We start from the raw sequence: 26716 nt of genomic DNA, 5'->3' as shown, positions 1-26716 counted from the left end.
CGTATTTATTTTTAAAATTTAAAGTTAAAACCTACGCTTGGTACCAATCTGAAAAGTATCACTTGTTTTGAAATAATACCTCCTTGGTTTTTATTATCTGCTTCGTAAGAAAGATAATATGGGTTTCTTCTTCCATAGACATTATATAAACTGAAAGTCAACGATTTTTCAAATCTTCCCTTTTTCTTAAAGTCATACGTTGCGCTTATATCTAATCTATGATATGCTGGCATTCTGTTACTGTTTCTCGCCCCATATTCCAGCATTAGCTGATCTCCTAAAGCATATTTTGAGATTGGGAACGTTGTGGCATTTCCGGTGGCGTACACAAAGGCACCCGAAAACGTCCATCGAGGAGTTAATTCATAATTACCTACTAATGATAAATTATGTGTTTTATCATACGTGGTATTGTACCAGTCTCCGTTGTTTATTCCCTCAATTTTTCTTTCAGATTTGGACAAACTGTACGACACCCAGCCTGTGAATTTACCTGTCGTTTTTTTAGCCATTAACTCAAGTCCATACGCTCTTCCTATTCCGTTAAACAATAAGTTTTTCTCAAAATCTCCTTCAAACAAAGCTTCATTTACATCCAAACCGTCTCTGTAATCCACAATGTTTTTCATTTTTCGGTAATAAATGTCAGCATTGATTTCGTATCCTTTCTTTAATTTCTTTGCATAACCGAGACTAAGCTGATCCGAAACCTGAGGTTTGGCTAAATTAATCCAGATATCATTCAGCTGAAGGCCGCTACTAGAGGTAAGAGTTTGTATACCCTGAGTATTTCTGGCATAGCTGAAATTTACACTGTTTGAATTGTTAAAATCATAAGTAGCCATAAATCTAGGCTCTATAAAAATGTTCGTTTTACCACTTTCCTGAAACTTTTCTTCACCTTTACTTTTAGAATTATAAGCAGATGCTCTTATACCATAATTAAATGATAATTGATCTGAAACCTTGAAATCATCATTAATATAAACCGCATTTTCCCACATCGATCTTGGTGTTTTCAGGAAAGCAGATTCAAGTTCTTTTGAAATTTTAGGGGTATTGAAATAATAATTAGAAATCTGAAAACCATATTTTAATGAATGTTTCGGGCTAACAAAATGGGTAAAATCCTGCTTCATCATTAAGTTTCTGATGTTGGGATTTAAATCAAACTTTACATCATTATCATTAAGTAAAAATCTGTAGTCGTAATTACTGAAAATAAGAGAAGTTTTAGAGAATAATTTATCCGAAACAATGCTGTTCCAGCTTAGAGATCCTACTTTATTTCCCCAATTAGTCTCCATATCATCAAATTTCATCACATCCCTTCCCATGTATCCTGATAAGTGAATACTGTTATTCTTATTAAGCTGAAAATTAAGCTTTGCATTCAGGTCATAGAAGTACAATTTTTCATTACCTGAATTTGAAGAAGTATCAGAACTATTTTCTTTATCTTTATCGTCTTTACCACCCATCAGCAATTCAAAAAAAGAACGTCTTGCAGAAATTAAAAAAGAAGATTTCCCTTTTTGAATCGGCCCTTCAACGCTTAATCTCGCACCAATCGTGCTTATTCCTCCGTTTACACCAAATTTTTGATTGTTTCCGTCTTTCATTTTCACATCAATGATGGATGAAAGTCTTCCTCCGTATTGAGCCGGCATATTCCCTTTATAAATGCTTACATCTTTCAAAACATCGCTGTTAAAAGTACTAATGAAACCTGCTAAATGCGAATTATTAAGAACCGGAGCTTCATCCAGTAAAATAAGATTTTGATCGGTGTTGGCGCCTCTCACGCTTAATCCAGAATTTCCTTCTCTTGAAGTAATTCCCGGCATCAGTTGCAATGTTTTTATAATATCGCGCTCCCCAAAAAGTACCGGAAGTTTAGAAATCGCCTGAACATCCATCACCTCACCGCCCATTTTATTGCGGGAAGAAATCATTTTAGATTTTTTTTGATTATTAATAACAACTTCCTGAATGGTCGTCTCATTATCATCTCTGTAAAGATCCCAATCCATTCTTTTTGCCTCACTCAGATGAACTTCTTTAGAAGCTTCACGATGCTTTGTGTAATTAATGATTAAAGTATAATCATTCTCAGGCAAAGAAATAGAATAAAAGCCGTATTCGTTGGTTGTAACATTAATCTCAGGGCGCTCCTTTATTCGAATCACAGCTCCTGAAATAAGCTCTCCGGAATCTTTGTCTTTTACGATTCCGTTGATAGAATACGTACTCTGAGCGTAGGAAAAAGCTGACAAAAAAATTGCCATCGTTGTTAAACGTATCATTTGCGTTTGTTTTTATTACCTTATGTTTTCGTTGCAAATATAGAAACATTGATAAGCTAATAAATATGAACTAGTTCAAATAAAAACTAATTCAAAATAGAAAATTTTATATTAAATTTAGGATTAATATTCAAAATAAATAAGGAAATAATCTGTTACATTAAACTGAATAATAATTTTCAACTAATTTATAGTTTTAATTTTTCACAAACATATTTTGTTTTTAATAAATATTTAACATTCTCGATCTGTAAAGTTTTCATTTATCAGATTAAATTATCTGTTTTTAGGCTGAATTATAAAAAAAATAACTAGAACGAATAGCTCAAAAAACAGAATTATAGATAAAAAACCTATGGGTTTTGCTAAAACAATACCTTTTATCAGCTTTATGATTCCCAAAATGAAAATCGAGATCATAAAATAAAAGGTTGTTTTTGAAGGTTTCCCTTTAAAGAATTTTAAACTTAAAATTGAAATATAAAACCCGAGAATAAGGAGTAAATAAAACTTGAGAAAATAAGGACCTTTTAAAGAAATCGGATTTAATGAATGATGGTTGGCAATAAGCCTTAGAAAACTTATCAAAACGGGAATACTGTGAATGATTATCTTTTTCATAATTTCTAATTTTTGAATTAATCTCCGCCGCCGCATCCACCACAACCTCCGCCGCAACTGCTTCCGCAAGATGAACTGTTGCAACTTGATGAGCTACCGCCGCAACTTCCGGAAGAACCATTGTCATTTTTATGACGATCTTTATTATTATCCTCTCCAAAAATTTTAGACATCAAAAATATAATCACGAAAATAAAAGGTCCGGCTATTGAAATCACAGTCAATAAATTATCTATTCCATCTGAACAGGAACTTAAAATAAAGAAGACCGATAAAATTGACAGGATTTTAAAGCTATTGAGCCAGAATTTTTTACGTCTTGGCTGTTCTTTTTTAGTGAGCCAAACTTCGTGAGGCGGTATTTCCTGAAAGATCTTTTCATAATTTGTCAGCGTTTCTGAAAACCAGTTTTTGTGTTTTTCATTTTCATTTTGACCACCATTTGAAGGATGATGATGGAGTTTTTGCTGTAAAATATTGGGGCAAAATTCTTCCCAGTAATTCTGAGTATAGATGAGATGCATGTGCCAAACTTTATCTACAATTTCGCTGGGGGAAGCACCATTTGGTAAAATACAGCAGAGATAAACGAATTTTTTATACTCTTCTATCGCTTTAGCGGTAAAATCTTCGCTCCAGTTTTCTTCTTTTGCTAATTTTTTTGAGAAAGGAAAATTGACATTGGCTTTGTCTAAAGAAAACCCCTGCAGCCTATTCCAAAGCAGATCATTTTGTAATACGATTTTTGTTTCCATTGTTTTAACTTTTAGTTTCTACTCAAATATCTTTTGAATTTAGAATATAAAAGTCTTACAACAGTCTTTTTTAGTTTCAAAATAATCTTAAATTAGTCTTATGAAATTTTAGTATGAAAAAAGAAGACATTCAGCATCTGGAAAAATTAATGAATTTTCTGAGTCAGCATTTCTTAAAAAAACACCATTGGGAAGATGTTTCAAAAACAGAGTGGTCTTACATTGTTGCAGAATTGAACGAATTAATTATCAACGACAATTCAGAAAAGAACATAAAAAAAGAACCCGACGTATTAGGTTCAAACTATTTATATGAACATTTGATTATCAATAAATTAAAAAGGTATGATCAAAACGAAAATGCTATTTTAAGTAAACCCAATTTGGCAAAATTAAGCCTGATCGTCAAAGTTTTAGGATATTCTAATTACATCGATTTCATCAATTCAAATACCGAATCATTCAACTTTAATGATCTAAGAATTGAGATGAATAATGTAAAACAGAATACAGAATTGCTGGATAAATTGGTTGGCTGTTGGTATTCTTACAACAGAAATCTTCCTGAAAACCCTCTACAGGTGAAAGATGACCGTATCTGGCGTTCTGCCACGGAAATCTACAAATCCGAAACTTCAGGCGAATATTTCATCGAAAGAAGTGGCGGCGACCGTCATAAGTATTTTGGCAAAGTAACTTCTTATGCCGACTATGTTTTTATCATCATGAACAGCAACACGTTCATTCGCCAGCGTCATTTTATTTCAAGGATAAAAGACATCAAGGAAAAGCTGAAAAATCCAGAATATAAGCTCCATGAATTGCATTTTATAAGTACATGTATTAGTTTTAATCAAGAGCCGATTGCCCTTTTCGAAATCTTCCAGAAAGCAGACCGAAAAACGTTTATTTCTGATTCTTTAAGTTTTCCGATTGACAGCGAAGAAATTCCAAAATCTATTCTAAAACAACTTGAAGATACAGAAGCTAACCGTATTGATTATAAGTAATTTGATTGATAGTTGCTAGTTGATGGTTTTAAAGTCTTTCATCTTTTCTCTATCATCTTTATTCACATTAACTTACCAGCCAATCTTTAAAATCTTTTACACGGTCTCGGCTAACGGTAATTTCTTCCTGCGGCTGAAAATTAAGATCGACTTTATAATTAGGCGAAGTATGAATATTTTTAATATAATCTGAATTAATGATGAATTGCCTGTTCACACGGAAGAACTTTTTCTCGTCTAAAACATCTTCCAACTCATCCAATGTGAAATCGGAAGGATACGTTCTTTCCGAAGTTTGAAGATAAACAATCTTGTTTTCGCTAAAAAAACAGCTTACTTCTTGCGTCTGAACAATTTTAAGATTATATCCAATTTTAACTAAAATTCTTGAAAGAGTAGATTTATCTTTTTTAATCAATTGCTTAATTTCCTGCGAGCTCACCGAATTATCTGAAGGCAAAAAAGACTTGAATTTCTCAATAGCTCCCGCCAAATCTTCATCTAAAATTGGTTTTAAAAGATAGTCTATACTGTTTAGCTTAAATGCTTTTAAAGTATATTGGTCAAAAGCTGTGGTGTAAATAATGAAACCTTTGGTAGGAACTTTCTCAAAGATATCGAATGACAAACCATCGCCTAAAACTATGTCTGAAAAAATAAGTTGTGGATGTTCATTTTCGGAAAACCATTGTACGCCTTCTTCCACAGATTCTATTTTCGCAACCACTTCTATTTCAGGAAATTCATTAAGCATTCTTTCTAATTTCCTTGAAGCCGGTTTTTCGTCTTCAATAATGACCGTTTTTATCATTGAGCTCCTGATTTTTAGTTTAAATTTCGAATAAAATTAGGTAAAATAGATCAATTTTTAAAATTGAATCGGATCTTTTGATTTTTTCATTTCATCCTGAATCATTTTCGATTCCCATGCTGAGTTCAAAACAAATAATTTTACCGCTTTTACAATTAAAATAATAGCCCAAATGGTTAGAATGAAAGATCCATGAAATAAAGAAAGATTAATTTCTCCGTGTCTGAAAATATCTCTTCCGTAGATGATCGCGGCAACGATTCCGAACCAAAGAAGATGTTTGTAAAACTTCTTTATTTGCTGTACTCTTTCTTGTGCTTGATAATAATTCATTGTATTAATTTTTAATGGTTTAATAATAATTGATTAAAGTGATTTTGAATTTTTAATATCCTCATTCATCAGTTCCTGAATTTTTCTGTTTTCCCAGTTTCTTCCAAAAACAAAATTGGGTGAAAAAACGCTCATCCAATGAATACCAAGCCCGATTCCCCAAATGGCAGGAAGTTCCAAAAGATCCCAGCTCCAGAATTTTTCATTTTGATCCAAATCAATCGCCTGCAAACCGATAATGAAAAGATTAACGCAAACATACACCGTTAAATGAATGTAAAATCCTTTGATTTGTTTCATCTGCTTTTGAGCTTCTCGATAGTTCATTTTATTGTTGTGAAGAATTTCCATGATTGTAATTTTTTAGTTTTTAATTAAATTGATTTTGTATTTCTTCTTTCTTCTTCCATCAATTGCTTAATTTTTTTCTCTTCCCAGTCTTTTCCGATTCCGAAAGTATTGATTCCGTGTGCAGCCAATCCGATTCCCCAACCTAACATTGGCCAAAAGAACCATAAATGTCCCGGAGATGTTATCATATTTAAAACAATCAAAAAAGGAATTACAAGGCAATATGAAGTAAGATTTCCATAAAATCCTTTGATTTCTTTTACTCTTTTCGCTGCTTTTTCGTAAGCCATTGATTCTTTGTTTGTATACGTTTCCATAATTTTTATTTTTAAGATTAAGTTGTTTGTTTTTGTTGAGACAAATGTAGGACAAGAAGCACTCTCAAATCAATTTTATATGACCGAACGGTAGAATATGATTACCGAATGGTAAAAATCCTATTTCAATGAAAAGATGAATGTTTTGTTTATCCGTAAACATATTCAAACCTCACAGGTTTTTGAAACCTGCGAGGTTTATATTCATTCATCAGTTTGTTCAATATCAAATATTTATATATTTTAAAAATAAAAAAGTCAGGAAAAATTTCTTCTTCCTGACTTTCTTAGTATTTTGAATATTATTTATCTTTTTCCATCAGTTCTTTTATCTTTTTTTCTTCCCAGTTATTTCCCAGAATAAACCCTGAAAAGAAAATATTCATTCCGTAGCCGATTAAACCAATTCCCCAGAAGAAAGGCAATGAGAAATATTTTAATTGCCAAATGCTTTCTCCTTCTTTTAATCCAGAATAATTCAGATAAAGGATAAAAAAATTTACAGCGAAATAAACGAATGTAAAAACATAAAAGTTCTTGATTTTTTTCACTCTCCGAGCAGCTGCTTTGTAACGGATTTCATTTTCATTAGTATTTTCCATTTTAATGTATTTTTATTGTCTGTTTTGTTTTTCTAATATTTCTCTGATTTTCTTTTCTTCCCAATTTTTTCCAATGGCAAAAACACTTATTCCATGCGCTGCAAGACCAATTCCCCAACCCAACATCGGAAATACAAACCAGATATTTCCGGGGCTTGTAATAAGATTAATAATGATTAAAGATGGAATAACAATACAGTAAGAAATAAGGTTTCCGTAGAAGCTTTTGATTTCTTTTACTCTTTTCTGTGCTCTTTCATAAGCTTTATCCTGATCTTCTGCTTTTATGCTGACAGTATTGGGTTTACTTTCTAATATGGGAAGTTTCACTTTAAAATAATCTTCAGATTTTTCAATGAAAACATTCCTTTTCGTAAGCAGAGCGTATCGTTGAACAATATTCGCCAAACCGATTCCTGAGCTTTCTTTTATTTGCTCCCGAACCTGCAGATTATTCTCTATGCAAAGTGTATTATTTTCAGAATAAATTTTAATCATTAACGGTTTTGAAGAAGTCGCAAAATTATGTTTGATACAATTTTCCAGCAACAATTGTAACGACAGCGGAACTACAAATTCCCGAAAATCTTCTTTTCTGACATCAAAAACAAAATCTACACTGTCTTCAAACCTTGTTTTAAGCAAATCGCAATAGGTTTTAGCAAATTCGAGTTCATCTTCAACCGTTACCAATTCTTTATCTTTCTGTTCTAAAACGTATCGGTAAATCTTTGACATTGAAGCCGTAAACTTCTGCGCCTGTTTCGGATTTTCATCAATTAATGAACTTAAAACATTCAACGAATTAAAAAGAAAATGCGGATCTAGCTGATTTTTAAGGCTTTCAAATTGTGCATTGGCAGACTTTGCAATCAATTTCTGCTCTACCACTTCTTTTTTGGAGGTCTTTTTCAGTTCTTCCATGAAACCTTTTGCGTGAAGAAATGCGGAGATCAACAACGCAACATTAATCATGAACCAATTGGAAGTGTTGTATTTAGCAGAGAAAAACTCGCTTGCCGTTGCCACTTTCTGAATCACCACATAATTCATATAATTACAGAAATAGACCAAAATAAAATTCCCGACCACCAGGAAAAGAATGGTTAAAATAGATCGTTTTCTGGTTTCTTCAGACCACGGAAATTTTCTGTTTAAAAAATCATTGATAAAATAATTTCCTAAGCCCAAAACAAAAGAATACATTGCTGAAAGGGCAAATGTTATGAGAAAATTTATAATCGTTTTCTCTTTATTGAAAAACAGGAAGAAGAACAAACTTGTTCCCAGCGATACCCAAAGTAATATGATGATGCCCTTACGTTTCATGATTGATTTTCTTGGTTCAAAATTAGTTTAAAATAAAAGTATTAAAAATAAATGTTTACCGAACAGTCAATTTTCAAGTCTGAATGGTACAAAAAAACCTTCACTTTTGGAAGGTTTAGTTATTATTAATGATTATTTTGTTGAATCCTGGCTCAGGAAATATTCTGCTTCTGCTTTCCCCCAATTGGGATCCAGCGATGTTTTGGGTTTAAAAGCATTGAATTTATCCAACGCTGTTTTAAACTGCTCTAAACCTTTTGCCTTGCTTCCTCCGTATTGCTCAGGAGTGAAATAAGTATCTTCTGCTTTAATCAAAAACACTCTCGGATTGGTCGGATCCAGCTTTTCGGCAGTTTTCAATTCCTCAATCGCCTTCGCGCCATCGGTCATGTATCTTTCGGCAGGATTTTCCATCATTTTTAGAGAATAAGCCATTTTTTTAAGCAAATGAATCTCAGAATTGTTATTTCCGGCAATTTTCTCCGCCTGATCTAAATAATTGAAAGCAGTATTTGCCTGAACCGAAAGTTCGGTCATTTTGCCTTCCCTCATCAAAAGCCGGCCTTTCTGAATATAAGAAAACGCGACATAATAAGAAGGCAGCCATTGCGTGGTTTCTTTCTTAGCAACTCGGTCGAAATCGTTGGCTAATGCCTGAAATTCATCGGTGGTTTTACACGCTTCCAGTTTAGCCATTTTTTCAGCCATTACTTTTTCGTAATTAGACTGAGCAAAAGCTGTTAAACTCATCAAACCTAAAGCAAAAGTTAAGAAGTATTTTTTCATTTTTTCTAATTTTTTAAAGTTGATATTGGGTTAAATAAAGATAAATTTTTAGTTGAATAGAATCCGTTTTTTATAAATTATTATTGATGGCATCTTCGGTTTTATCTACTCCAAAGCTGATGAATGCGCCGATAAAGACAAAAGTATTCACAGGCGGAACTACGGAAGCGCTTCTCATTCCGTTTTGAGAAAAATTGTAGCCATAAACATTTTTCGAACCTAAAATATTGGAAATACTCAAGACAAAAATGGTAAACGCTTTAGCATCTTTTTTTCCTAAATTGGGTAAATAATTCAGACTGAAATTCAAGGCATTATAATCTTTTAAATAACCTTCATTTCGAGTGAAATTAATCATTTTATCTCCTTCAATTTTTGTTGCAATATCATAATAAGGTCTACCTTTTGCGTATGTGTAAGAAAGGTTAACTCCTAATTTCCATTCAGGGATGAAACGTTTGGCAACGGCAGAAAGCGTATGATTAGAAGCAAAATTAGGCTGCAGACTCATTGGATAATTCATAAAATCGCGCTTAGAATCCAAATAAGAATAACTGAGCCAGTAATCGATATTTTTAAATGTCTTTTTGTCTCTCCAGAACAGTTCAAGCCCTTTTGCATAACCAAATCCGGCATTATTTAACGCAGATTGAACCTGCTGATTTTGGTTTTCCTGAGGATTAATCGTAAATGTCTTAATTAACTGGTCGTATTTTTTATAAAATGCTTCCAGCCTCAAACTTCTACCTTCCGAACTTCTCTGAACCTGAAAAATATAATGCTGAGATTGCTGAAAATCTAAATTGGAAGGTCCGTTAATATATTTACTTTCAGGATTTTGATAAAATAATCCATACGCAAAAGAAGTAGTCCAGTCTTTCGCCAAGCGATAAGCCAAGGCAAAACGAGGGGCAATATTGCTTTTATCGAGATAAGAAGAATGTTCAGCTCTCAAGCCTAATTTTGCTGAAAAACGGTTGCTAAAACCTAAATCTGTTTCCACAAAGACGGCAGAAATCACATCCTGATAATGTTTATTGACTTGTTGAAAATCAAGCTTTTCATCGGTATTATTGAATTCAAAACCACCGCGGATTGCGCTGATCTTATTCATCTTTCTTTCTAAAACGGCTTTGAAATTCAGATAATTACCATCATTTAACAGTTGGGATTTTTCACCTTCTATTTCATTTTTTTCTGTAGAGAAATTCAAATCAGATTGATTGTAAGAATAAGATGCTCCTGCATTGAATAAATATTTCCCGAATTTTTGCTTAAAAGATAAATTATGATAGGTGTTTTTTCCTTTTAACCTAATCAGATTAAACGCATTATCTTCTTCCAGACTTGGCGTTTTCACTCCCATTTTGTTGGAATTGTACATTCCGTAATATTTGAAAAATCCACCAGATTTTGTTTTGATCCTGAAATTAAAATCACCATTCAAACCTTGTGGAGCATCCACAAAATCGGTATTAAAAGGAATAACCTTTTGCATCAAACTCAACAAAGAATATCCTAAAGTCGCTCCGTAAGAATGATTTTTATTTTCACTCAGTTTTTGAAAACCGGCACTTAAAAAGATAGGCGAAATCCCGAAATCGTAAGAACTTTGATCCGGTAAATCTACACTTTCCAACATCAAAGCACCTGAAAGTGCCTGACCGTACAAGGCAGAATAGCCGCCACTTGAAAAAATATTGCCTTTGAAAAGTGAAGTATTGAATCTGTCTCGCCCCGCAATTCCGGGAATAGAATTAGAAAAATAATTATTGATTAAGCTGCCATCCATAAAAATTTTAGATTCGGTACCTGTTCCTCCGCGAATGAACAAACCTTCCGTTTCACCGACTTTCTGAACGCCGGGAAGATAGTTTAAAGCCGAAGAAATCTGTCCGTCTGCACCAGCCGTGGTGTAAATATCGATAGGCGTTAAAAGTGCCGTTGCTCGCTTTTTATCGCTAGCTTCAATAGAACCCGCTGAAACCACGACCGCATCAATTTCATTTATTTGTTCTTTCAGGTCGGCATTTACAGAACCTTCCTGATTTTCAATGATAATTGATTTTTCTGTTTCTATGTATTTCGGATGCGTAAAAATAAGCTGATGATTTCCTTTTTCTGAGGTTTCAAAAGAGAAATTACCGTTAACATCGGTTGTGGCGCCATCGTAGGTATCTTTCAACGTGACATTGACTTCACTGATCCCTTTATTTCTAAAACTGACTTTCCCCGAAATTTTGGTCTGCGCAAAATTCAAACTAAAAATAAAGAAAGCGATAAGAAGCAGAAATTGTTGTCTTTGAGTTTTCATGGGTTTAATTTTCGATTCAAAATTATACCTAAAGTTTTCATCTGCTAAATATTTCTTGCTGAACCGTAGATTTTTCATTCTGAGTGGTTGCCATTTAGAACTATTCCTGAAAAAACGACACGAATCATAAAGCGCTTTGGAAAATCTTTTTTAAATTTAACCTAAAATCACTTTAAAATCATTTAAAAATGAAAGGTAAAACATTAGCATTATTGGCGGGATGTGCGCTTTTTGCTGTTTCTTGCGGAACGACAAACACGTATCAGGTGCTATCTAAAAGCGACACACAGACCGGAGGAACGGCAAAGTTTACTCAAAAAGGAGATGAAGTTATCATGAAACTGGATGTTACGAATCTGACACCGGGAATTCACGCGGTACACATTCACGAAAAAGGAGACTGCTCTGCAGCCGACGGAACTTCTACCGGAGGACACTGGAATCCGTCGAAAAACGACCACGGAAAATGGGGTGCTGAACATTTCCACATGGGAGATATCGGCAACCTTGTGGCAGATCAAAACGGGGTCGCTACTTTGACATTTAAAACTAACAAATGGTGTCTTGGATGTACAGATGAATCTAAAAACATCATCGGAAAAGGTCTTATTGTACATGCCGCTGCAGACGATTTCCATACGCAGCCTACGGGTAATGCAGGAGGAAGAGTGGGATGTGTTGAGATTAAATAATCTGACGATTTTGCATAAAAAAACCGCTAACATAATGTCAGCGGTTTTTTTGTTTTTCTATGTTTTTAAGACTTTGCGCCCATGTCTGCAACGATATTCATCGCTTCCTGAAGGTAAGGATCTTTCTTAAGACCTTTTACCCAGATTTCAGATTTTTTCTTGAAGGCTTCATCTTTTTTCTCTCTTTCAACTTCGGCAGGATACATCGTAAACTGAAGTCCGTTTTCAAATTTAGTCAACGGTTTGAATTTTTCAATTTGCGCTTTTCTGTCTTTCATTACCTGATTGAATTTGTTGATATTCAAAGTAATGCTTTCTTCTTTGTCCAGTTTTTCTCTCCATTGAGCAGACTCCAGCAATAACTGATAATTTTTATTATTCGCCATTCTCGCAGCACTAGCTTTTTCTAGAGCTACTGCGTTGAAAATATTTAATTTATCAAATTTTGAAGAAGGAATTTTATCCCAAGCCAATGCAAAATCATCATATCTTTCACCAATTTCAGCATAAGTAAAGAAGTCTTTCATCTGAATGTCAGAAACGATACCTTTTCTCTGATTAGATTCTCCCGTCACTCTATAGAACTTCTGAATCGTTAGTTTTAAAGATCCGAAATCATCTTCTGTATTTAAGAATCTATTTAAGTCAACAAACGTCTGAACGGTACCTTTTCCGAAAGACTGCGGCGAACCGATAATCATTGCTCTACCATAATCTTGCATTGCACCAGCCAAGATTTCAGAAGCCGAAGCAGAAAGTTCGTTTTGCATAATTACCAAAGGCCCAGTCCAGATTGGTGTTTCCTGCTTATTCTTTAAGGTTTGAATTTTTCCGTTTCCGTCTTTTACCTGAACATACGGTCCTGCATTCATGAATAATCCCATGATGTCCCCAACTTCCGTTAGTGAACCCCCACCATTATTTCTAAGGTCTAAAACAATCCCTTCAATATTTTGAGATTTAAGCTTAATGATCTCATTTTTAATATCATCGGAAGCATTTCTTCCGTTAGGATTTTCAAAATCTGCGTTGAAGCTTGGTAAATTAATGAAACCATATTTTTTACCGCTTGGAGAATTTACCACAATACTTCTTGCAAAAGTATCTTCGATAGCAACTTCTTCACGAATCATGGTAACGTCTTTTATGGTTCCGTCTTTTTTCTGAACTGTTAAAGTAACAGGTGTTCCTTTTTCACCTCTGATCAAACGTACCGCTTCATCAGAAAGCATACCTACCACATTTACAGCGTCTTCCTTCGGTTTAGATTTTACTTTTAAAATTTTATCACCTTCCGAAAGCTGCTTCGATTTCCAAGCCGGCGCTCCGATTGTTAATGCGCCTAAGAAAAGATTTCCTTTTTTCTCCTGGATAATAGCACCAATCCCAATTACCTTCCCAACGAATTGAGTATCAAAATCTTCCTTGTCTTTTGGAGAATAATAATTGGTATGCGGATCGAAAACTTCAGTATAAGAATTCATATACACCGTGAACCAATCCATTTTCTTTCTCTTTTTGAATCTCGTAAATGTTTCTTTTACAAGATCTTTCACCTCGTCAGTTGCTTTTTTAATCTTCTGATCTGGAGAAAGTGGCTGATATTTAATTGTATCTTTTAATTTGAATTTTTGAACCGAATCTTTCTTAATTTTCTGAGCTTCTTCTTTGCTGTTCATCGATTCAACTTCTTGGAGAATATTGTATTTGATGAATTTTTTCCACTCGTTATACTGCTCCTGTTTGTTGGCAGGTACTTTTTTCAGCTTTGGCTCAAGAGTTAATGTTTCATCTTCTTCCAAATTAATTGGCTTGCTGAAAATGTCCTGAGTGATCTTATCAATCTCATCCACACGCTGATACAATCTGTCGATTGTCAGTTTGTAGAATGTAAGATCTCCCAAATTCAGATAATCATCCAACTTGGTTTCGTGTTTGCCAAATTCGTCCATATCAGACTGAAGGAAGTATCTTTTTGCGGGATCCACCATCTCAAAATAATGCTTATAAACGTCTTTCGAATAGGCATCATTTATCGGTTTCGGACTATAATGTAAATAAGAAAGTGTATTTTTTACGCTCACCATTATCGTCTGCATCTTTTCGTCATCATTCTTTGGCGAGTTGAAACAAAACATTAGACTTGTTAATGGAATTAGGAGTAAAAATTTATTTAGCTTAAAATTTTTCCACATAAATCTGTAATGTATTTTTATTATTTTTCTTAAAAGTATTTTAATTAGTAGTAATTTTTAATTTACTGTTACAAACTATCAAATTTAATACCTTATTTATAAATATCAGGTACTTTTAAGATTTTTTATTATAGAAGTTTTTATATCTTTTTTCAACTGAAAAATTGTTATATTTTTTGTAAAAATAATGTGAATGGTATAATTTATTCATTACCGAAAATAATTATAAACACCTAGATCATGAACTTTACAGAAGCAAAAAAGTATAAAAAAGATGCCGTGAAAAACGCAGATGAATATGTTTTAAAAAATTTCCATGTGATCATTGTTCCGATAAAGACGGAAGAAAGTGCAAAATATATCGAAGATTTTTTGAAAGAACCAGAATTATTCAATGATGAAAGTTGTAAAAAATATTGCTCAAATGATGAATATGAAGTGGTAAGTTTTCAAAAAGAAAAAGAATAATAAATTGTTGTGTTATCTTCAGTTTTTTCAAAAAAATCACTTTAAAACTTAAATATTAAAGCATATATTCGAAAATTGTATATTTGTTAAAATTAAATTATTTCTATGGAAAGACCACTTATTCTGGTTACTAATGACGACGGAATTACAGCACCGGGTATCAGAAATCTTATCAGTTTTATGAACGAAATCGGAGACGTAGTGGTGGTAGCACCCAACTCTCCACAAAGCGGAAAAGGTCACGCAATTACCATAAATTCTACTTTAAGTTACGAAGAAGTACAGCTCGACGGTCCTCAAACCGATTTTTCATGCAGCGGAACTCCCGTTGACTGTGTAAAAATGGCTTTGGATAAAATTTTACCAAGAAGACCGGATATTGTGGTTTCGGGCATTAATCACGGAGCGAATTCTTCGATTAATGTGATTTATTCAGGAACGATGTCTGCTGCGGTAGAAGCAGGTGTTGAAAGCCTTGCGGCGATTGGGTTTTCTTTATTGGATTTCAGCTGGGAAGCAGATTTTACTCAGGCAAAAGAATATATTCAAAAGATCGTTAGAAGAACTTTGGAGAAGCCTATGCCTAAAGGTATTGTATTGAATGTAAATATTCCTAAACTTCCGAAAGAGGAGATTAAGGGTATTAAGGTTTGCAAACAGGCTCATGCCAAATGGGAAGAAAGTTTTGAAGAAAGATTAAGCCCTCACGGTAAAAAATATTATTGGTTGACAGGTTATTTCAATAATATGGATGAATCTCCGGATGCTGATGAAACGGCTTTAGCAAATGGATATATCTCAATTGTTCCCGTGAAATTCGACCTTACAGCTTACGAATACATGAAGACGTTGGAAGAGGTAATGAATTTTGATTAATTTGAATATTAATTCTGAAAATTTTCAACAGTATATAAAAAAAACGTCATAAGTTTCAAAAACCTATGACGTTTAAATTTATAAAGTTTGTCATCAAAAATGACAGATAATGCTAAAACTAAGAGATAACACCACTTCCCAACAATTCTTCACCATCGTACCACGAAGCAAACTGACCTTCGGCAATCGCAGATTGTGGATCTTCAAATTCCACATAAAAAGCATCTTCAAACTGATATAAAGTCGCTTTCTGCAGAGGCTGTCTGTATCTGAATCTCGCCATTACTTCCATCGATTCGCCATTTTTCAATCTTAAATCTTCACGAACCCAATGCAATTCAGAATTATCGATTTTCAAGGCTCTTTTTAATAATCCCGGAAACTGATGTCCTTCTCCTACGAAAAGAATATTGTTTTCCATATCTCTGGAGATGATAAAACAGCTTTCTTTATGGCCGCCGATTCCTAATCCCTTACTTTGTCCGATCGTGAAAAATTGAGCACCTTGGTGCTTTCCGATAACTTTTCCGTCCGTTTTTTTATAATTGATTTTCTGACTTAAAAATTCTAATTCTTCCTGTTTTGAAGAAAATTCAGGCTTTTCTTGTGCAAAAAGGGGAGAATCTTTGAAAATTTCAACAATTTCACCTTCTTTAGGAACTAATTGCTGTTGTAAAAACTGAGGAAGACTTACTTTTCCGATAAAACACAACCCTTGAGAATCTTTTTTATCAGCCGTTACTAATCCGATTTCCTTTGCAATTTCTCTCACCTGAGGTTTTGTTAATTCTCCAATCGGAAATAATGCTTTAGACAATTGATCCTGACTTAATTGACATAAGAAATACGACTGGTCTTTATTATTATCCTTTCCTGCCAAAAGATGGAAAATTTCTTTACCATTTTCATCAATCGTTGAATCTACTCTTGCATAATGCCCGGTTGCCACTTTATCTGCACCCAAAGACATTGCTGTTTTCATAAAAACATCGAATTTTACTTCTCTGTTGCACAAAACATCAGGATTCGGAGTTCTTCCTTTCTGATATTCATCGAACATATAATCAACGATTCTTTCCTTGTAAAGATCACTCATATCGATTACCTGAAAAGGGATTCCAAGCTTTTGAGCAACCATTAAGGCATCATTACTGTCTTCAATCCAAGGGCATTCGTCTTCTAACGTTACCGAAGCATCATTCCAGTTTCTCATAAACAAAGCCACAACTTCATGACCTTGTTGCTGTAACAAATAGGCTGTTACACTCGAGTCTACACCTCCTGAGAGGCCTACTACTACTTTCATTGTATTTCAATTTTACGAAACTCTTAACGGGAGTTCTTAGTTTGACGCCGCAAAAATACAATTAATTAAATTCGTAAAAAAACCATAATTTTAAACATCGATAAAAACAATTTAATATGAAAAAGTTTATTATTCCTTTATTCTTAATGATTTCGGGAGCCGTGTTTTCTCAGGTTGCCATTGGCGCTTCCCCTGAAAATAACAATCGCTGGACTTTCGGAGGCGGAATTGGAGTAGGTTTTGGAAGCAACAGTGCTTTTAATTTATCTGCTTCACCGAGAGTAGGTTACAGGCTGACTAATGATCTTGAAGCTGGAGTTTTGGGAAGTGTTTCTTGGCAAACTTCTGATTATTACCGTTCTACTTTGTTTGGAGTGGGGCCGTTTGTTAATTATTACTTTGCAAGATCTTTTTATGTAGGGGCGAATCTTCAGCAGTACTTCATCAATTATAAAGATAAATATTACGATTATAAGATTAATGAGCAAGAAACGGCTTTATATCTCGGAGGTGGTTACATGCAAAGAATTGGCAATAACTCTTTTATGCAGATAGGAGTGATGTATAATGTGTTGTATAAAGAAAATTCAAGCTTTTTATCTAGTGGGCTGATTCCAAATATTGGGTTTGTAGTTGGGCTTTAATTATTTAAATAGACAAATAAAGACCCCGAAATATATTTTTTTCGGGGTTATTTAAAGATATTCTTCTTAGAAGAAAATGATCCAGCAAAATTTAAATATTAATAAAGTACAACCCATTTTGCCCCTCCAAAGCTAAAATAGGAACCTTCAATTACGGCTGCTGGGTCATAGGTAAGATCTGTTGTTATGGTAGGCAGGTTGCAGCCTTCTCCCATAAAATAATATCCACCAATATTCACTCCAGAGACATCCTGTACTCCGAACTTTATCCCGTGATAAGTTGTTACATTACTAAAAGTATTAAGAATCGGGCTTGGTGAGTAATAAGGGCTTGCGTAATTAGAATTTACAATCCAACTGCCAACTACCGGAGTAGTAGGAAAAGCTGTACTTGTAGCGAAAGTGTTGTTTACATTTGCAGTATACAATGCATCAGTAGATATTATACTTGGGCTTGGGGAGTAAGATAGCCGAAGCAATCCATTTGTAAGGCTTCTGGCTTCTAACGTAGGTGAACAATTGGCTACGGGGTTTGATAAATTAGATTTTGTAAGATAAAACTCAATATAATGGGGAGTATAATTTTGGATATAAAAATCTCCTGTAGATTGTGCCCATGTAAATAAAGACGATATGCAGGCTGCTATTAAAAATATTTTTTTCATTTTAAATATTTTATGATGAAATCTTTAAAAGTTCAATGAAGTTTTTAGTATAGTATCATCCAGTTTGCTCCTCCGAAGGAGAAAAAACTTCCTGCAATCACGGCATTCGGATTATATGATAAATCTGGAATTATAGCCGTTCCACACTCTTGTCCTAAAGAATAATATCCACCAATATTCACCCCGTTTACATCTTGTACTCCGAATTTTACCCCGTGATAAGACGTTACATTACTAAATGTATTAAGGATAGGAGTTGGTGCAGTATAAGTAGTTGTACTATTTAAAATCCAGGCTCCAATGACGGGTGTTGTCGGAAACGCAGTACTTGGAAAAAATGTAGTATTTACATTAAATTCATGCAGAGCGTCGGTTGAAGTGTATCCAGGGTTTGTAGAATAGGATAATCTCATTAGCCCTCCTGTGGCGGCTCTTGGCTCTAATCTAGGAGCACAGCCACCTGCGGTATTTGATAAATTTGAACGCCAGATAAAATATTCAATATAATGTGGGGTGTAGTTTTGAATATATAAGTCTCCAGGGTTTGTTTGTGCAGATAAGCCATAAGAAATGAATAGAACTGCTAATAAAAGTAATTTTTTCATGATATATTAGTTTTCAGATTTATAATTTTGACTTACTTTTTTATTATAATCACCATACACCTGAACAGCCCATTTTAAGATCTTTTCTCTGTCATTATTGGTTTGTCTTTCGATTTCTGCAGAAGAAACTCCCGTTGAAGCAATCAATTCTTTTGCAGCAGGAATAAGCATATCTTTTTTCTCATCACTCAATTCTGCTGAGGTTTTTGGCATCGAAGGAGCCGGATCTTTTATCATCGCGACCTTTTTAATAGCGGCATTAAATTTTGAAACTGCCTCAGGTTTTGTGAGTTGTGGAGTAGTGGTTGTTGCTAAATTAGATTCGTTTGCACACGATAAAATGGTAAGTAAAGAAATACCTACAAGAAAAATTGTTTTTTTCATGATACTAATTTGTTTTGTGATTAAAATATTTAGGTAATAGTTTGTGACCATTACCTAAATTATTGTTGAATAAAAACTTTTTAAAAAAAGATAACCCATTCGTCACCTCCAAAAGTGAAATAAGAGCTATTAAAAAGAGTTGTATAGGCTGCTGTATTAAGGAGGGGTAATGCTCCACAGTTAACATATCCTAAAGGAAAATATCCTGCTACATTTGTTCCCGTCACCGGATCTTTTACTCCAAATTTCATTCCCAAATCTTTTGCTGCTAAACTGCTTGCAGGGATTGTAGAACCGGGTAAAATGTAAGGATTTGCATAATCTGCATTAAGAATCCATCTATCAATCAATGGCGTTTGCGGATACATAGGATTAAAAGTATTTGATAAATTTAAATCCGAATCATAAAATGCATCCGTTGAGGTAGCGCCACCTGTCGGAGATTCTTTGAGAGGTAATAACCCGGTAATGCTGTTTCTGCCATCCCAATTTGGCGTACATCCTCCTGCAACATTAGCTTGATTGGTCTTGAAAATACTCATTTCCATGATGTAAGGAGTATAATTTTGAAAGTAAATATTAGATTGTGCCGAAATACTGTATGATAAAATAAAGGCAAGAGATAAAAATAATTTTTTCATGGTATACTTAGTTTGCAGATTGATAGTTTTGATTCATTTTTTTGTTGTACTCACCATACACCTGAACGGCCCATTTTAAGATTTTTTCTCTGTCGTTATTCGTTTGTCTTTCAATTTCTGCGGAAGAAACTCCTGTAGAAGCAATTAATTCTTTTGCTGAAGGTATTAGCATGTCTTTTTTCTCATCGCTTAATTCTGCTGAGGTTTTTGGCATTGAAGGAGCAGGATCTTTAATCATGGCAACTTTTTTAATAGCTGCGTTGAATTTTGAAACCGCTTCCGGCTTTGTAAGCTGTGGAGTAGCCGTGGTGGCTAAAGTAGACTCATTTGCACAAGAGATAATGCTTAGTACCGAAATACTAAAAAGTAAAACTGTTTTTTTCATTTTCATGATATTGTTAATTTAATGTTCAATAAAGTTAATTATTTTTCTTAATTAATCATTATTTCGTGAAAAAATAAATTAATATCTGCTAAAAATGAAAAAGCACCGAGAAAAAATCCCGATGCTTTCTTATTATGATTTAAACTATTTATTTTATGATTGAGAAGACTTTTCTGCTGCAGATTTCTTCGGCTTTGAAGTTTTTCCTGCCAAAGCATCTTTCGCTTCATTCAGATCAAGAACTACAGTTTCTCCTTCGTTTAATTGCTTGTTTACCAACATTTCTGCCAATAAATCTTCAATATATTTCTGGATCGCTCTTTTCAATGGTCTTGCTCCGAAATCTTTATCCCATCCTTTTTCAGAGATGAAATCTTTCGCTTCGTCAGTTAAATCAACTTTATAACCTAATTTTTCAAGTCTGCTGTAAAGCTTATTCAATTCAAGATCAATGATTTTCTTGATATCTTCTTTTTCAAGAGAGTTGAAGATCACAATATCATCAATTCTGTTTAAGAATTCTGGTGAAAATGCTTTTTTAAGGGCATTCTCGATGGTGCTTCTTGCTCTAGAGTCTGTGTTGGTCTTTTTCGCGTTCGTTCCGAATCCTACACCATCTCCGAAATCTTTAAGATCTCTCGTACCGATGTTTGAAGTAAGGATGATAATTGTATTTCTGAAATCAATTTTTCTTCCTAAACTATCTGTAACGTGCCCTTCATCCAAAATCTGCAATAAGATATTGAATACATCAGGGTGAGCTTTTTCAATCTCATCCAAAAGAACAACTGAATATGGTTTTCTTCTTACAGCTTCAGTTAATTGTCCGCCTTCTTCGTATCCAACGTATCCCGGAGGCGCTCCAACCAATCTTGAAACTGCGAATTTCTCCATATATTCACTCATATCGATTCTGATCAAAGATTCATCAGATTCAAAAAGTTCTCTCGCCATTACTTTAGCCAGCTCGGTTTTACCAACCCCGGTTGTCCCTAAGAAAATGAAGGTGCCAATCGGACGGTTCGGATCTTTAAGACCCGCTCTGTTTCTTTGAATTGCCTTAACAACTTTTTTCACAGCGTCTTCTTGACCGATTACTTTTCCGTTCAGGTTATTATCCATTCCGGCAAGTTTATCAAGCTCATTTTTACCAACTTTCGTTACAGGAACACCACTCATCATAGAGACTACTTCCGCTACATTTTCTTCAGAAACGGTTTCTTTTTTCTCTTTCACATCTTTGTCCCATTTATCCTGAGCAGAATTTAACTCCATCTGGAGTCTTTCCTCTTCATCTTTCAGTTTTCTTGCTTCAAGATAATCCTGAGCTTTTACAGCTTTCTGCTTCAATTCCTTGATATCTTCGATTTTCTTTTCAAAATCAATGATTTCGGTAGGAACTTTCATGTTTTTAATATAAACACGAGATCCGGCTTCATCCATCGCATCGATCGCTTTGTCTGGTAAGAAACGGTCTGTAATATATCTTGATGTCAAATTGACACACGCGGCAATCGCTTCCGGAGTATAAATTACATTGTGATGCTCTTCATACTTGTCTTTGATCTGATTTAAGATTTGAATGGTTTCATCAATAGAAGTTGGTTCCACCATTACTTTCTGGAATCTTCTTTCCAAAGCGCCATCTTTCTCGATGTACTGACGGTATTCATCCAAAGTTGTAGCCCCGATGCATTGAATTTCACCTCTCGCCAAAGCCGGTTTAAACATATTCGAAGCATCTAGACTTCCTGTTGAACTTCCCGCACCAACGATGGTATGAAGCTCATCAATAAATAAGATGACATCTCTGTTTTTTTCCAGCTCGGTCATAATAGCCTTCATTCTTTCCTCAAACTGACCACGGTATTTTGTTCCGGCAACTAAACTTGCCAAATCCAAAGTGATTACACGTTTTCCGTAAAGAACTCTCGACACTTTTTTCTGTTGAATTCTTAATGCCAAACCTTCTGCAATCGCAGATTTACCAACTCCCGGCTCCCCGATAAGAAGCGGATTGTTTTTCTTTCTACGCGATAAGATTTGCGAAACTCTTTCAATTTCTTTTTCACGACCGATTACAGGGTCTAATTTCCCGTCTCTTGCCAAAGAAGTTAAATCTCTACCAAAGTTATCCAAAGTTGGTGTTTTACTTTTAGCAGAACCCAAATTTCCTGTAGGCTTTCTCATTTGCTCAAATTCCTCTCTTTCATCGTCATCGTCATAAGCGCTCATTTGTGGCGACTCTCCAGAATTTTTAAGCATCGTTTGATATTCTCTTGAAACTCCTTCATAATCGATGTCGTAAGCTCCTAAGATATTTGAAGTAGGGTCCTCATATTTATAAAGAATGCCTAAAAGCAAATGAACGGTATTAATTTCATTACTTTTATATTGTCTGCATTCTAACTCTGCACGTTTAATAGCATGATCTGCCATTTTTGTGAAAGAAATATTGGTAACCTCCTCAGAAATAGGACTAAGACTTGCTGTATTTAAAGTTTCAATTTTTCTTCTGATTTGTGTTAAATCCGCATTAAGGTTTTGAAGGATTTCTTTTGCAGAGTTTTCTGTTTTTATAATACCTAAAAGTAGATGTTCTGTATTAAGAAATTCACTTTTGAGCCTTTTCGCTTCGCTCTTGCTTTGTTTGAACACTTGGCTCAAACCTTGTGAAAACTTATAATCCATAATATATCTCATTAGAATAAAAGCAACATTGCCATTTATTCATTATCTAAATTGCAAATATTTTACCAAAAATCAATAAATGACTTTATGGCAGAAAAAATTTTATTATCTTATTGAAAATGATTAAGTTTGTTGTCTTTTAAAAATTTCTCATGAATCCCGAAATTGCTACCTATGTCGGATATTCCGCTTCACTTTTCATTGTACTGAGTTTCATATTGAAAGATATCAGAAAAATCAGGATTGTGAATATGGTGGGTTGTATCTGTTTTGTCATATATGGTATTTTCAGCGGAATGCTTTGGCCGATCATTATTCCGAACGGATTAATTTGCTTTATTCAGATTTACCACCTTTTGTTGGCTAAAAAGAAATAATGCAAAGAAAAAAAATTATAACCTCTGCTTTCAGCAATTTATACACAGATCAGCGTATAGAGAAGGTTTGCAGAACTTTACATGAAAACGGCTACGAGATTGATCTCATCGGAAATGACTGGAATGGCGCCGAAGAAATGTCGCGACCCTATTCTTTTTCCAGAATTAAATTAATTTCTAAAAGTTTAAAAACCGCTTATTTCGAATTCAACTTGAAATTATACCATGAGTTAAAGAAAAAAGCAGATAAAAACACGATTCTTCATGCCAATGATATTGATGCTTTACTTCCCAATTATTTGATTGCTAAAAAGCTGAATATTCCGTTAGTTTTCGACAGTCATGAAATTTTTTCGGAAATGCCTGCGATTCAGGGCAAAATGTCACAAAAATTGTGGCGTTATCTTGAAAAAAAGCTCATTCCTGACATGAAATTCATGATTACGGCCAGTGGAAGCTATGCAAAATGGTTCAAAAAAAAGTATCATGTAGATCCAGTTGTGGTTCAGAATGCGCCTCGCAGATTTGAATTCAAAGATGAAATTCGCGATAACAATCCGAAAATTCTTTTATATCAGGGAGCAATCAATCCTTTTCGGGGGATTGATAAGGCGATTTTGGCGATGCATCATTTAGATAATGTAATATTTAAAATTGCTGGATTTGGGCCTAAAAAAGAAGAATATCAGGAATTAGTTATTCAGGAAAACCTTCAGGATAAAGTTCAGTTTATAGGAAAATTTAAACCTGAAAATTTACGCGAAATTACCTCTTCAGCCGATTGCGGTATGAGCATTGAAGAGAACGGGGGAGAAAGCTATTTTTATTCTTTGCCAAATAAAGTTTTAGATTGTATTCAGTCCAGAGTTCCAGTGATTTTATCTGGTCTTCCGGAATTGCAAAATATCAAAAACCAGTTTGATGTTGGCGAAATGATAAAAGATCATCAACCTGAAAATATAGCAGAAGCAATAAAGAAAGTTTTAGATAAAGGACGAAGAAAGTATCTACCTGAACTTGAAAAAGCGGCTAATCAACTTTGTTGGGAAAATGAAGAAGTGAAGTTGCTTGAGGTTTTTGAACGAGCTTCTGTTTAATTTAATTTTTTTAAATTATTTGATCAAGTTTGTCATGCTAAAAGCATCTAGGCTTGAATCTTTCCGTTCTTTTTTCTAATACTATGCTTAGATCCCTACGGGAAGACAGTTGCTGCGGATATATTTAACAGGGTAAAAAGTAGAAGAAAGATAATCCATATTTCGTAGTAAATCTAAATTAAATTATCTTTTTTAAATTGGTTATCTTTGCACAAAGAAAGTATAGAAATGACCATTAAAGAAAAACAGCAGGAAATTATCGACGAATTTGCGTTTCTTGACGATTGGGAGCAGAAATATGAATATATTATCGACCTTGGAAAAGAGCTGAAAGGCCTTTCGGAAGATAAAAAAACAGACGAAAATCTAATCAAGGGATGCCAAAGCAAAGTTTGGATTGATGCTGAATTTAAAGATGGAAAATTATTTTTTGATGCAGATTCTGACGGTATATTGCCAAAGGGAATTGTTTCTCTTCTGGTAAGCATTTACAGCGGGCATTCTACTCAGGAAATTTTAGATTCTGATTTCGAATTTATTGCCGAAATCGGATTGCAGGAGTTTCTTTCTCCTTCCAGAGCCAACGGTTTGATGGCGATGACCAAGCAAATTAAATTTTATGCAGTTGCTTATCAGCTGAAGTCTTAGTCGTGACCAGAATTTTAGCATATCGATTTTCCGCTTTTGGCGATGTTGCCATGACGGCGCCTGTATTTCGTGAATTTTTAGAACAAAATCCGGACGTGGAAATTATTATGGTTTCCCGAAGTAATTTTGAGGATTTATTCGCTGATATTCCGAATGTTATATTCAAAGGAATCAATCTTGATGATTATAAAGGTTTCTTTGGATTAAGAAGATTGTCTAATGAATTAATTAAAGAATTTAATCCCGATCTTATCGCTAATCTGCATGATGTGATTCGAACCAAAATTTTAGATAAAATTTACAGAAGAAAAGGATTAAAGGTTTTTAAAATCAATAAAGGAAAGGAAGAAAAAGAAAAACTTACTGATGTTTGGAATCTGGATAAAGTTCAGTTAAAAAAAACAGTTGAACGTTATGCCGATGTTTTTCGCGAAATGGGCTATAAAGTTGAGCTTTCTCATCAATTAAGACCAAAATCTGTTGAAAAATCAGGAATTGGCTTTGCTCCTTTTGCCCAACATAAAGGAAAAATGTTGCCTTTGGATAAATCTTTCGAGCTGGTAAAAATTCTGGCTCAAAAACAACCTATTTATTTCTTTGGCGGAGGAAAAGCTGAAAAAGAAACCCTTGAACAATGGGAAAATATGATCCCAAATACGAAAAGTTTAGCGGGAAAATTAAGCTTAAAAGAAGAACTTCATACAATTTCTGAACTGGAAGTGATGATTTCTATGGATTCTGCGAATATGCATTTAGCGAGCCTTGTGGGAACAAGATGTGTTTCCGTTTGGGGTGCTACGCATCCTTTTGCCGGATTTCTTGGGTTTGGACAAAGTGATAATGACGTCGTTCAGGTGAAAGATCTTACATGCAGACCATGTTCTGTTTTTGGAGATAAAGAATGCTATCGTGATGACTGGGCTTGTCTTGAAGAGCTTAATATTCAAAAGATTATCGATAAAATTTAAATAAAAAAACCTTTCAATTGTGAAAGGTTTTACTTTATTGCTTTTGCCGGAAGATTTTTCTGTTTTTCTTCAGCAATATAAACTTCTTTTGTTTTGATGTCTGTGAGTTTAATATATTCGCCGGATCTGTTGATTTTTAATGTTATTTTCTTCTTATCCAGCGGATTGGTTAACGTAATTATTCCGTTTTTTATTTCAGAATCCAGTTCTATTTCTTTTGTATCATATTGTACATGAGATTTTTTAATATCCTGATCAATCAACTTTACTTGCTTGTTCGGAGAGCAAAGTTCGAGAAAAGCTTTTTCATTGCTTTCGAAAATCAAAATCTTTAAATAAACTTGCTTGGGCTTAATAATATTGATGCTTTTGGTATCAATATAATAGCTGTACGTTGCATTATTTGCAAAATAAATGTCTGTTGTTTTTACAGGTTTTACGACTTCCGGTATGGTTGTTTTTTTTACTTTTTGAGCTTGAATAGTTGAGAAACTCAAACATAAAATTAAATAGGCAAATAGTTGTTTCACTTTTATTTA

General features: G+C 34.1%; 28 protein-coding genes. 9 read left to right on the top strand and 19 right to left on the bottom strand.

The genetic code is table 11. The annotated features are described in order from the left end of the window. Nucleotides 1–11: 11 nt before the first annotated feature. On the bottom strand, nucleotides 12–2306 hold the full coding sequence (locus tag OXQ85_RS08620) for a TonB-dependent receptor (RefSeq protein WP_267403619.1): 2295 nt from the start codon (nucleotides 2304–2306) through the stop codon (nucleotides 12–14). A 638-nt stretch (nucleotides 2307–2944) separates the two neighbouring features. Then, a complete protein-coding gene (locus tag OXQ85_RS08615) occupies nucleotides 2945–3682 on the bottom strand; it encodes a hypothetical protein (protein ID WP_267403617.1) in 738 nt (245 codons plus the stop codon). Nucleotides 3683–3795: 113 nt separating this feature from the next. Here OXQ85_RS08615 and OXQ85_RS08610 point away from each other — a divergent pair, with 113 nt between their 5' ends. Further along, the gene (locus OXQ85_RS08610; RefSeq protein ID WP_267403615.1) at nucleotides 3796–4692 is read left to right on the top strand and encodes a hypothetical protein; all 897 of its coding nucleotides are present in this window, start codon (nucleotides 3796–3798) and stop codon (nucleotides 4690–4692) included. A 67-nt stretch (nucleotides 4693–4759) separates the two neighbouring features. On the opposite strand, the gene OXQ85_RS08605 is transcribed toward OXQ85_RS08610, so the two are convergent. From OXQ85_RS08605 to OXQ85_RS08570, 8 genes are all read right to left on the bottom strand, one after another. Next, a complete protein-coding gene (locus OXQ85_RS08605) occupies nucleotides 4760–5503 on the bottom strand; it encodes a LytTR family DNA-binding domain-containing protein (protein ID WP_267403613.1) in 744 nt (247 codons plus the stop codon). Between the two features lie 57 nt (nucleotides 5504–5560). Beyond that, nucleotides 5561–5836, bottom strand: a complete 276-nt coding sequence (locus OXQ85_RS08600) for a 2TM domain-containing protein (RefSeq protein ID WP_267403611.1) — start codon at nucleotides 5834–5836, stop codon at nucleotides 5561–5563. A gap of 33 nt (nucleotides 5837–5869) precedes the next feature. Further along, nucleotides 5870–6187 (bottom strand): 2TM domain-containing protein, encoded by a 318-nt coding sequence (locus OXQ85_RS08595; RefSeq protein WP_267403609.1) that lies wholly within the window; start codon nucleotides 6185–6187, stop codon nucleotides 5870–5872. Between the two features lie 23 nt (nucleotides 6188–6210). Further along, nucleotides 6211–6504 carry a 2TM domain-containing protein gene (locus tag OXQ85_RS08590; protein WP_267403608.1) on the bottom strand — a complete coding sequence of 98 codons (294 nt, stop codon included), beginning with the start codon at nucleotides 6502–6504 and terminating at the stop codon, nucleotides 6211–6213. 302 nt (nucleotides 6505–6806) lie between these two features. Next, nucleotides 6807–7106, bottom strand: a complete 300-nt coding sequence (locus OXQ85_RS08585; protein ID WP_267403606.1) for a 2TM domain-containing protein — start codon at nucleotides 7104–7106, stop codon at nucleotides 6807–6809. A gap of 12 nt (nucleotides 7107–7118) precedes the next feature. Then, the gene (locus OXQ85_RS08580; protein ID WP_267403604.1) at nucleotides 7119–8435 is read right to left on the bottom strand and encodes a 2TM domain-containing protein; all 1317 of its coding nucleotides are present in this window, start codon (nucleotides 8433–8435) and stop codon (nucleotides 7119–7121) included. A gap of 132 nt (nucleotides 8436–8567) precedes the next feature. Next, the gene (locus OXQ85_RS08575) at nucleotides 8568–9221 is read right to left on the bottom strand and encodes a hypothetical protein (protein ID WP_267403602.1); all 654 of its coding nucleotides are present in this window, start codon (nucleotides 9219–9221) and stop codon (nucleotides 8568–8570) included. 70 nt (nucleotides 9222–9291) lie between these two features. Continuing rightward, on the bottom strand, nucleotides 9292–11535 hold the full coding sequence (locus OXQ85_RS08570) for a TonB-dependent receptor (RefSeq protein WP_267403600.1): 2244 nt from the start codon (nucleotides 11533–11535) through the stop codon (nucleotides 9292–9294). 188 nt (nucleotides 11536–11723) lie between these two features. Here OXQ85_RS08570 and OXQ85_RS08565 point away from each other — a divergent pair, with 188 nt between their 5' ends. Continuing rightward, nucleotides 11724–12227 (top strand): superoxide dismutase family protein, encoded by a 504-nt coding sequence (locus OXQ85_RS08565; RefSeq protein ID WP_267403597.1) that lies wholly within the window; start codon nucleotides 11724–11726, stop codon nucleotides 12225–12227. Between the two features lie 65 nt (nucleotides 12228–12292). Here the strand turns inward: OXQ85_RS08565 and OXQ85_RS08560 are convergent, their stop codons facing one another. Next, nucleotides 12293–14422, bottom strand: a complete 2130-nt coding sequence (locus OXQ85_RS08560) for a carboxy terminal-processing peptidase (protein ID WP_267403595.1) — start codon at nucleotides 14420–14422, stop codon at nucleotides 12293–12295. Between the two features lie 240 nt (nucleotides 14423–14662). Here OXQ85_RS08560 and OXQ85_RS08555 point away from each other — a divergent pair, with 240 nt between their 5' ends. Both OXQ85_RS08555 and surE read left to right on the top strand, forming a co-directional pair. After that, nucleotides 14663–14890, top strand: a complete 228-nt coding sequence (locus tag OXQ85_RS08555; protein WP_267403593.1) for a hypothetical protein — start codon at nucleotides 14663–14665, stop codon at nucleotides 14888–14890. Between the two features lie 105 nt (nucleotides 14891–14995). After that, nucleotides 14996–15766: a 5'/3'-nucleotidase SurE gene (surE, locus tag OXQ85_RS08550; RefSeq protein ID WP_267403591.1), complete on the top strand. Its 771-nt coding sequence runs from the start codon at nucleotides 14996–14998 to the stop codon at nucleotides 15764–15766. A gap of 118 nt (nucleotides 15767–15884) precedes the next feature. On the opposite strand, the gene mnmA is transcribed toward surE, so the two are convergent. Then, a complete protein-coding gene (gene mnmA, locus OXQ85_RS08545) occupies nucleotides 15885–17072 on the bottom strand; it encodes a tRNA 2-thiouridine(34) synthase MnmA (protein WP_267403589.1) in 1188 nt (395 codons plus the stop codon). A gap of 116 nt (nucleotides 17073–17188) precedes the next feature. On the opposite strand from mnmA, the gene OXQ85_RS08540 reads away from it, so the two are divergent. Continuing rightward, nucleotides 17189–17716, top strand: a complete 528-nt coding sequence (locus OXQ85_RS08540; RefSeq protein ID WP_267403587.1) for a hypothetical protein — start codon at nucleotides 17189–17191, stop codon at nucleotides 17714–17716. Between the two features lie 98 nt (nucleotides 17717–17814). On the opposite strand, the gene OXQ85_RS08535 is transcribed toward OXQ85_RS08540, so the two are convergent. From OXQ85_RS08535 to OXQ85_RS08510, 6 genes are all read right to left on the bottom strand, one after another. Next, nucleotides 17815–18381, bottom strand: coding sequence for a hypothetical protein (locus OXQ85_RS08535; RefSeq protein WP_267403585.1), 567 nt, complete (start codon nucleotides 18379–18381; stop codon nucleotides 17815–17817). Nucleotides 18382–18425: 44 nt separating this feature from the next. Then, nucleotides 18426–18986 (bottom strand): hypothetical protein, encoded by a 561-nt coding sequence (locus tag OXQ85_RS08530; RefSeq protein WP_267403583.1) that lies wholly within the window; start codon nucleotides 18984–18986, stop codon nucleotides 18426–18428. A gap of 6 nt (nucleotides 18987–18992) precedes the next feature. Then, the gene (locus OXQ85_RS08525; RefSeq protein ID WP_267403581.1) at nucleotides 18993–19370 is read right to left on the bottom strand and encodes a hypothetical protein; all 378 of its coding nucleotides are present in this window, start codon (nucleotides 19368–19370) and stop codon (nucleotides 18993–18995) included. A gap of 80 nt (nucleotides 19371–19450) precedes the next feature. Beyond that, complete coding sequence (locus tag OXQ85_RS08520; protein ID WP_267403579.1) at nucleotides 19451–20011, bottom strand: hypothetical protein; 561 nt, start codon at nucleotides 20009–20011, stop codon at nucleotides 19451–19453. A gap of 7 nt (nucleotides 20012–20018) precedes the next feature. Then, nucleotides 20019–20396 carry a hypothetical protein gene (locus OXQ85_RS08515; RefSeq protein WP_267403577.1) on the bottom strand — a complete coding sequence of 126 codons (378 nt, stop codon included), beginning with the start codon at nucleotides 20394–20396 and terminating at the stop codon, nucleotides 20019–20021. A gap of 153 nt (nucleotides 20397–20549) precedes the next feature. Then, nucleotides 20550–23087: an ATP-dependent Clp protease ATP-binding subunit gene (locus OXQ85_RS08510; RefSeq protein WP_267403575.1), complete on the bottom strand. Its 2538-nt coding sequence runs from the start codon at nucleotides 23085–23087 to the stop codon at nucleotides 20550–20552. Between the two features lie 152 nt (nucleotides 23088–23239). Here OXQ85_RS08510 and OXQ85_RS08505 point away from each other — a divergent pair, with 152 nt between their 5' ends. The 4 genes from OXQ85_RS08505 (at nucleotide 23240) to OXQ85_RS08490 (ending at nucleotide 26177) form a co-directional block, all read left to right on the top strand. Then, a complete protein-coding gene (locus OXQ85_RS08505) occupies nucleotides 23240–23464 on the top strand; it encodes a uroporphyrinogen decarboxylase (protein WP_267403573.1) in 225 nt (74 codons plus the stop codon). Beyond that, the gene (locus OXQ85_RS08500) at nucleotides 23464–24561 is read left to right on the top strand and encodes a glycosyltransferase (protein WP_267403571.1); all 1098 of its coding nucleotides are present in this window, start codon (nucleotides 23464–23466) and stop codon (nucleotides 24559–24561) included. Before OXQ85_RS08505 ends, OXQ85_RS08500 begins: the two co-directional genes overlap by 1 nt. A gap of 228 nt (nucleotides 24562–24789) precedes the next feature. Beyond that, nucleotides 24790–25209, top strand: a complete 420-nt coding sequence (locus tag OXQ85_RS08495) for a SufE family protein (protein WP_225687539.1) — start codon at nucleotides 24790–24792, stop codon at nucleotides 25207–25209. 2 nt (nucleotides 25210–25211) lie between these two features. Further along, on the top strand, nucleotides 25212–26177 hold the full coding sequence (locus OXQ85_RS08490; protein WP_267403569.1) for a glycosyltransferase family 9 protein: 966 nt from the start codon (nucleotides 25212–25214) through the stop codon (nucleotides 26175–26177). Between the two features lie 29 nt (nucleotides 26178–26206). Here OXQ85_RS08490 and OXQ85_RS08485 read toward each other — a convergent pair whose 3' ends face one another. After that, nucleotides 26207–26707 (bottom strand): hypothetical protein, encoded by a 501-nt coding sequence (locus OXQ85_RS08485; RefSeq protein ID WP_267403567.1) that lies wholly within the window; start codon nucleotides 26705–26707, stop codon nucleotides 26207–26209. Between the last annotated feature and the right edge of the window lie 9 nt (nucleotides 26708–26716).

The sequence above is a fragment of the Chryseobacterium sp. GM_Chr_2 genome, assembly GCF_026540445.1.
Taxonomy (GTDB): domain Bacteria; phylum Bacteroidota; class Bacteroidia; order Flavobacteriales; family Weeksellaceae; genus Chryseobacterium.
Note: the sequence above shows the minus strand (reverse complement) of the source record. Positions and strands in the feature narration are given on the sequence as shown.

Bases quoted from the DNA above. Each gene is read 5' to 3' on its own strand.
- OXQ85_RS08500 (WP_267403571.1), top strand. From the start codon at position 23,464: ATGCAAAGAAAAAAAATTATAACCTCTGCTTTCAGCAATTTATACACA.
- OXQ85_RS08540 (WP_267403587.1), top strand. From the start codon at position 17,189: ATGAAAAAGTTTATTATTCCTTTATTCTTAATGATTTCGGGAGCCGTG.
- OXQ85_RS08555 (WP_267403593.1), top strand. From the start codon at position 14,663: ATGAACTTTACAGAAGCAAAAAAGTATAAAAAAGATGCCGTGAAAAAC.
- OXQ85_RS08600 (WP_267403611.1), bottom strand. From the start codon at position 5,836: ATGAATTATTATCAAGCACAAGAAAGAGTACAGCAAATAAAGAAGTTT.
- OXQ85_RS08520 (WP_267403579.1), bottom strand. From the start codon at position 20,011: ATGAAAAAATTATTTTTATCTCTTGCCTTTATTTTATCATACAGTATT.
- OXQ85_RS08535 (WP_267403585.1), bottom strand. From the start codon at position 18,381: ATGAAAAAAATATTTTTAATAGCAGCCTGCATATCGTCTTTATTTACA.
- OXQ85_RS08620 (WP_267403619.1), bottom strand. From the start codon at position 2,306: ATGATACGTTTAACAACGATGGCAATTTTTTTGTCAGCTTTTTCCTAC.
- OXQ85_RS08575 (WP_267403602.1), bottom strand. From the start codon at position 9,221: ATGAAAAAATACTTCTTAACTTTTGCTTTAGGTTTGATGAGTTTAACA.
- OXQ85_RS08585 (WP_267403606.1), bottom strand. From the start codon at position 7,106: ATGGAAAATACTAATGAAAATGAAATCCGTTACAAAGCAGCTGCTCGG.
- surE (WP_267403591.1), top strand. From the start codon at position 14,996: ATGGAAAGACCACTTATTCTGGTTACTAATGACGACGGAATTACAGCA.
- OXQ85_RS08525 (WP_267403581.1), bottom strand. From the start codon at position 19,370: ATGAAAAAAACAATTTTTCTTGTAGGTATTTCTTTACTTACCATTTTA.
- OXQ85_RS08495 (WP_225687539.1), top strand. From the start codon at position 24,790: ATGACCATTAAAGAAAAACAGCAGGAAATTATCGACGAATTTGCGTTT.
- OXQ85_RS08530 (WP_267403583.1), bottom strand. From the start codon at position 18,986: ATGAAAAAATTACTTTTATTAGCAGTTCTATTCATTTCTTATGGCTTA.
- mnmA (WP_267403589.1), bottom strand. From the start codon at position 17,072: ATGAAAGTAGTAGTAGGCCTCTCAGGAGGTGTAGACTCGAGTGTAACA.
- OXQ85_RS08580 (WP_267403604.1), bottom strand. From the start codon at position 8,435: ATGAAACGTAAGGGCATCATCATATTACTTTGGGTATCGCTGGGAACA.
- OXQ85_RS08505 (WP_267403573.1), top strand. From the start codon at position 23,240: ATGAATCCCGAAATTGCTACCTATGTCGGATATTCCGCTTCACTTTTC.
- OXQ85_RS08510 (WP_267403575.1), bottom strand. From the start codon at position 23,087: ATGGATTATAAGTTTTCACAAGGTTTGAGCCAAGTGTTCAAACAAAGC.
- OXQ85_RS08560 (WP_267403595.1), bottom strand. From the start codon at position 14,422: ATGTGGAAAAATTTTAAGCTAAATAAATTTTTACTCCTAATTCCATTA.
- OXQ85_RS08615 (WP_267403617.1), bottom strand. From the start codon at position 3,682: ATGGAAACAAAAATCGTATTACAAAATGATCTGCTTTGGAATAGGCTG.
- OXQ85_RS08610 (WP_267403615.1), top strand. From the start codon at position 3,796: ATGAAAAAAGAAGACATTCAGCATCTGGAAAAATTAATGAATTTTCTG.
- OXQ85_RS08590 (WP_267403608.1), bottom strand. From the start codon at position 6,504: ATGGAAACGTATACAAACAAAGAATCAATGGCTTACGAAAAAGCAGCG.
- OXQ85_RS08570 (WP_267403600.1), bottom strand. From the start codon at position 11,535: ATGAAAACTCAAAGACAACAATTTCTGCTTCTTATCGCTTTCTTTATT.
- OXQ85_RS08605 (WP_267403613.1), bottom strand. From the start codon at position 5,503: ATGATAAAAACGGTCATTATTGAAGACGAAAAACCGGCTTCAAGGAAA.
- OXQ85_RS08565 (WP_267403597.1), top strand. From the start codon at position 11,724: ATGAAAGGTAAAACATTAGCATTATTGGCGGGATGTGCGCTTTTTGCT.
- OXQ85_RS08515 (WP_267403577.1), bottom strand. From the start codon at position 20,396: ATGAAAAAAACAGTTTTACTTTTTAGTATTTCGGTACTAAGCATTATC.
- OXQ85_RS08595 (WP_267403609.1), bottom strand. From the start codon at position 6,187: ATGGAAATTCTTCACAACAATAAAATGAACTATCGAGAAGCTCAAAAG.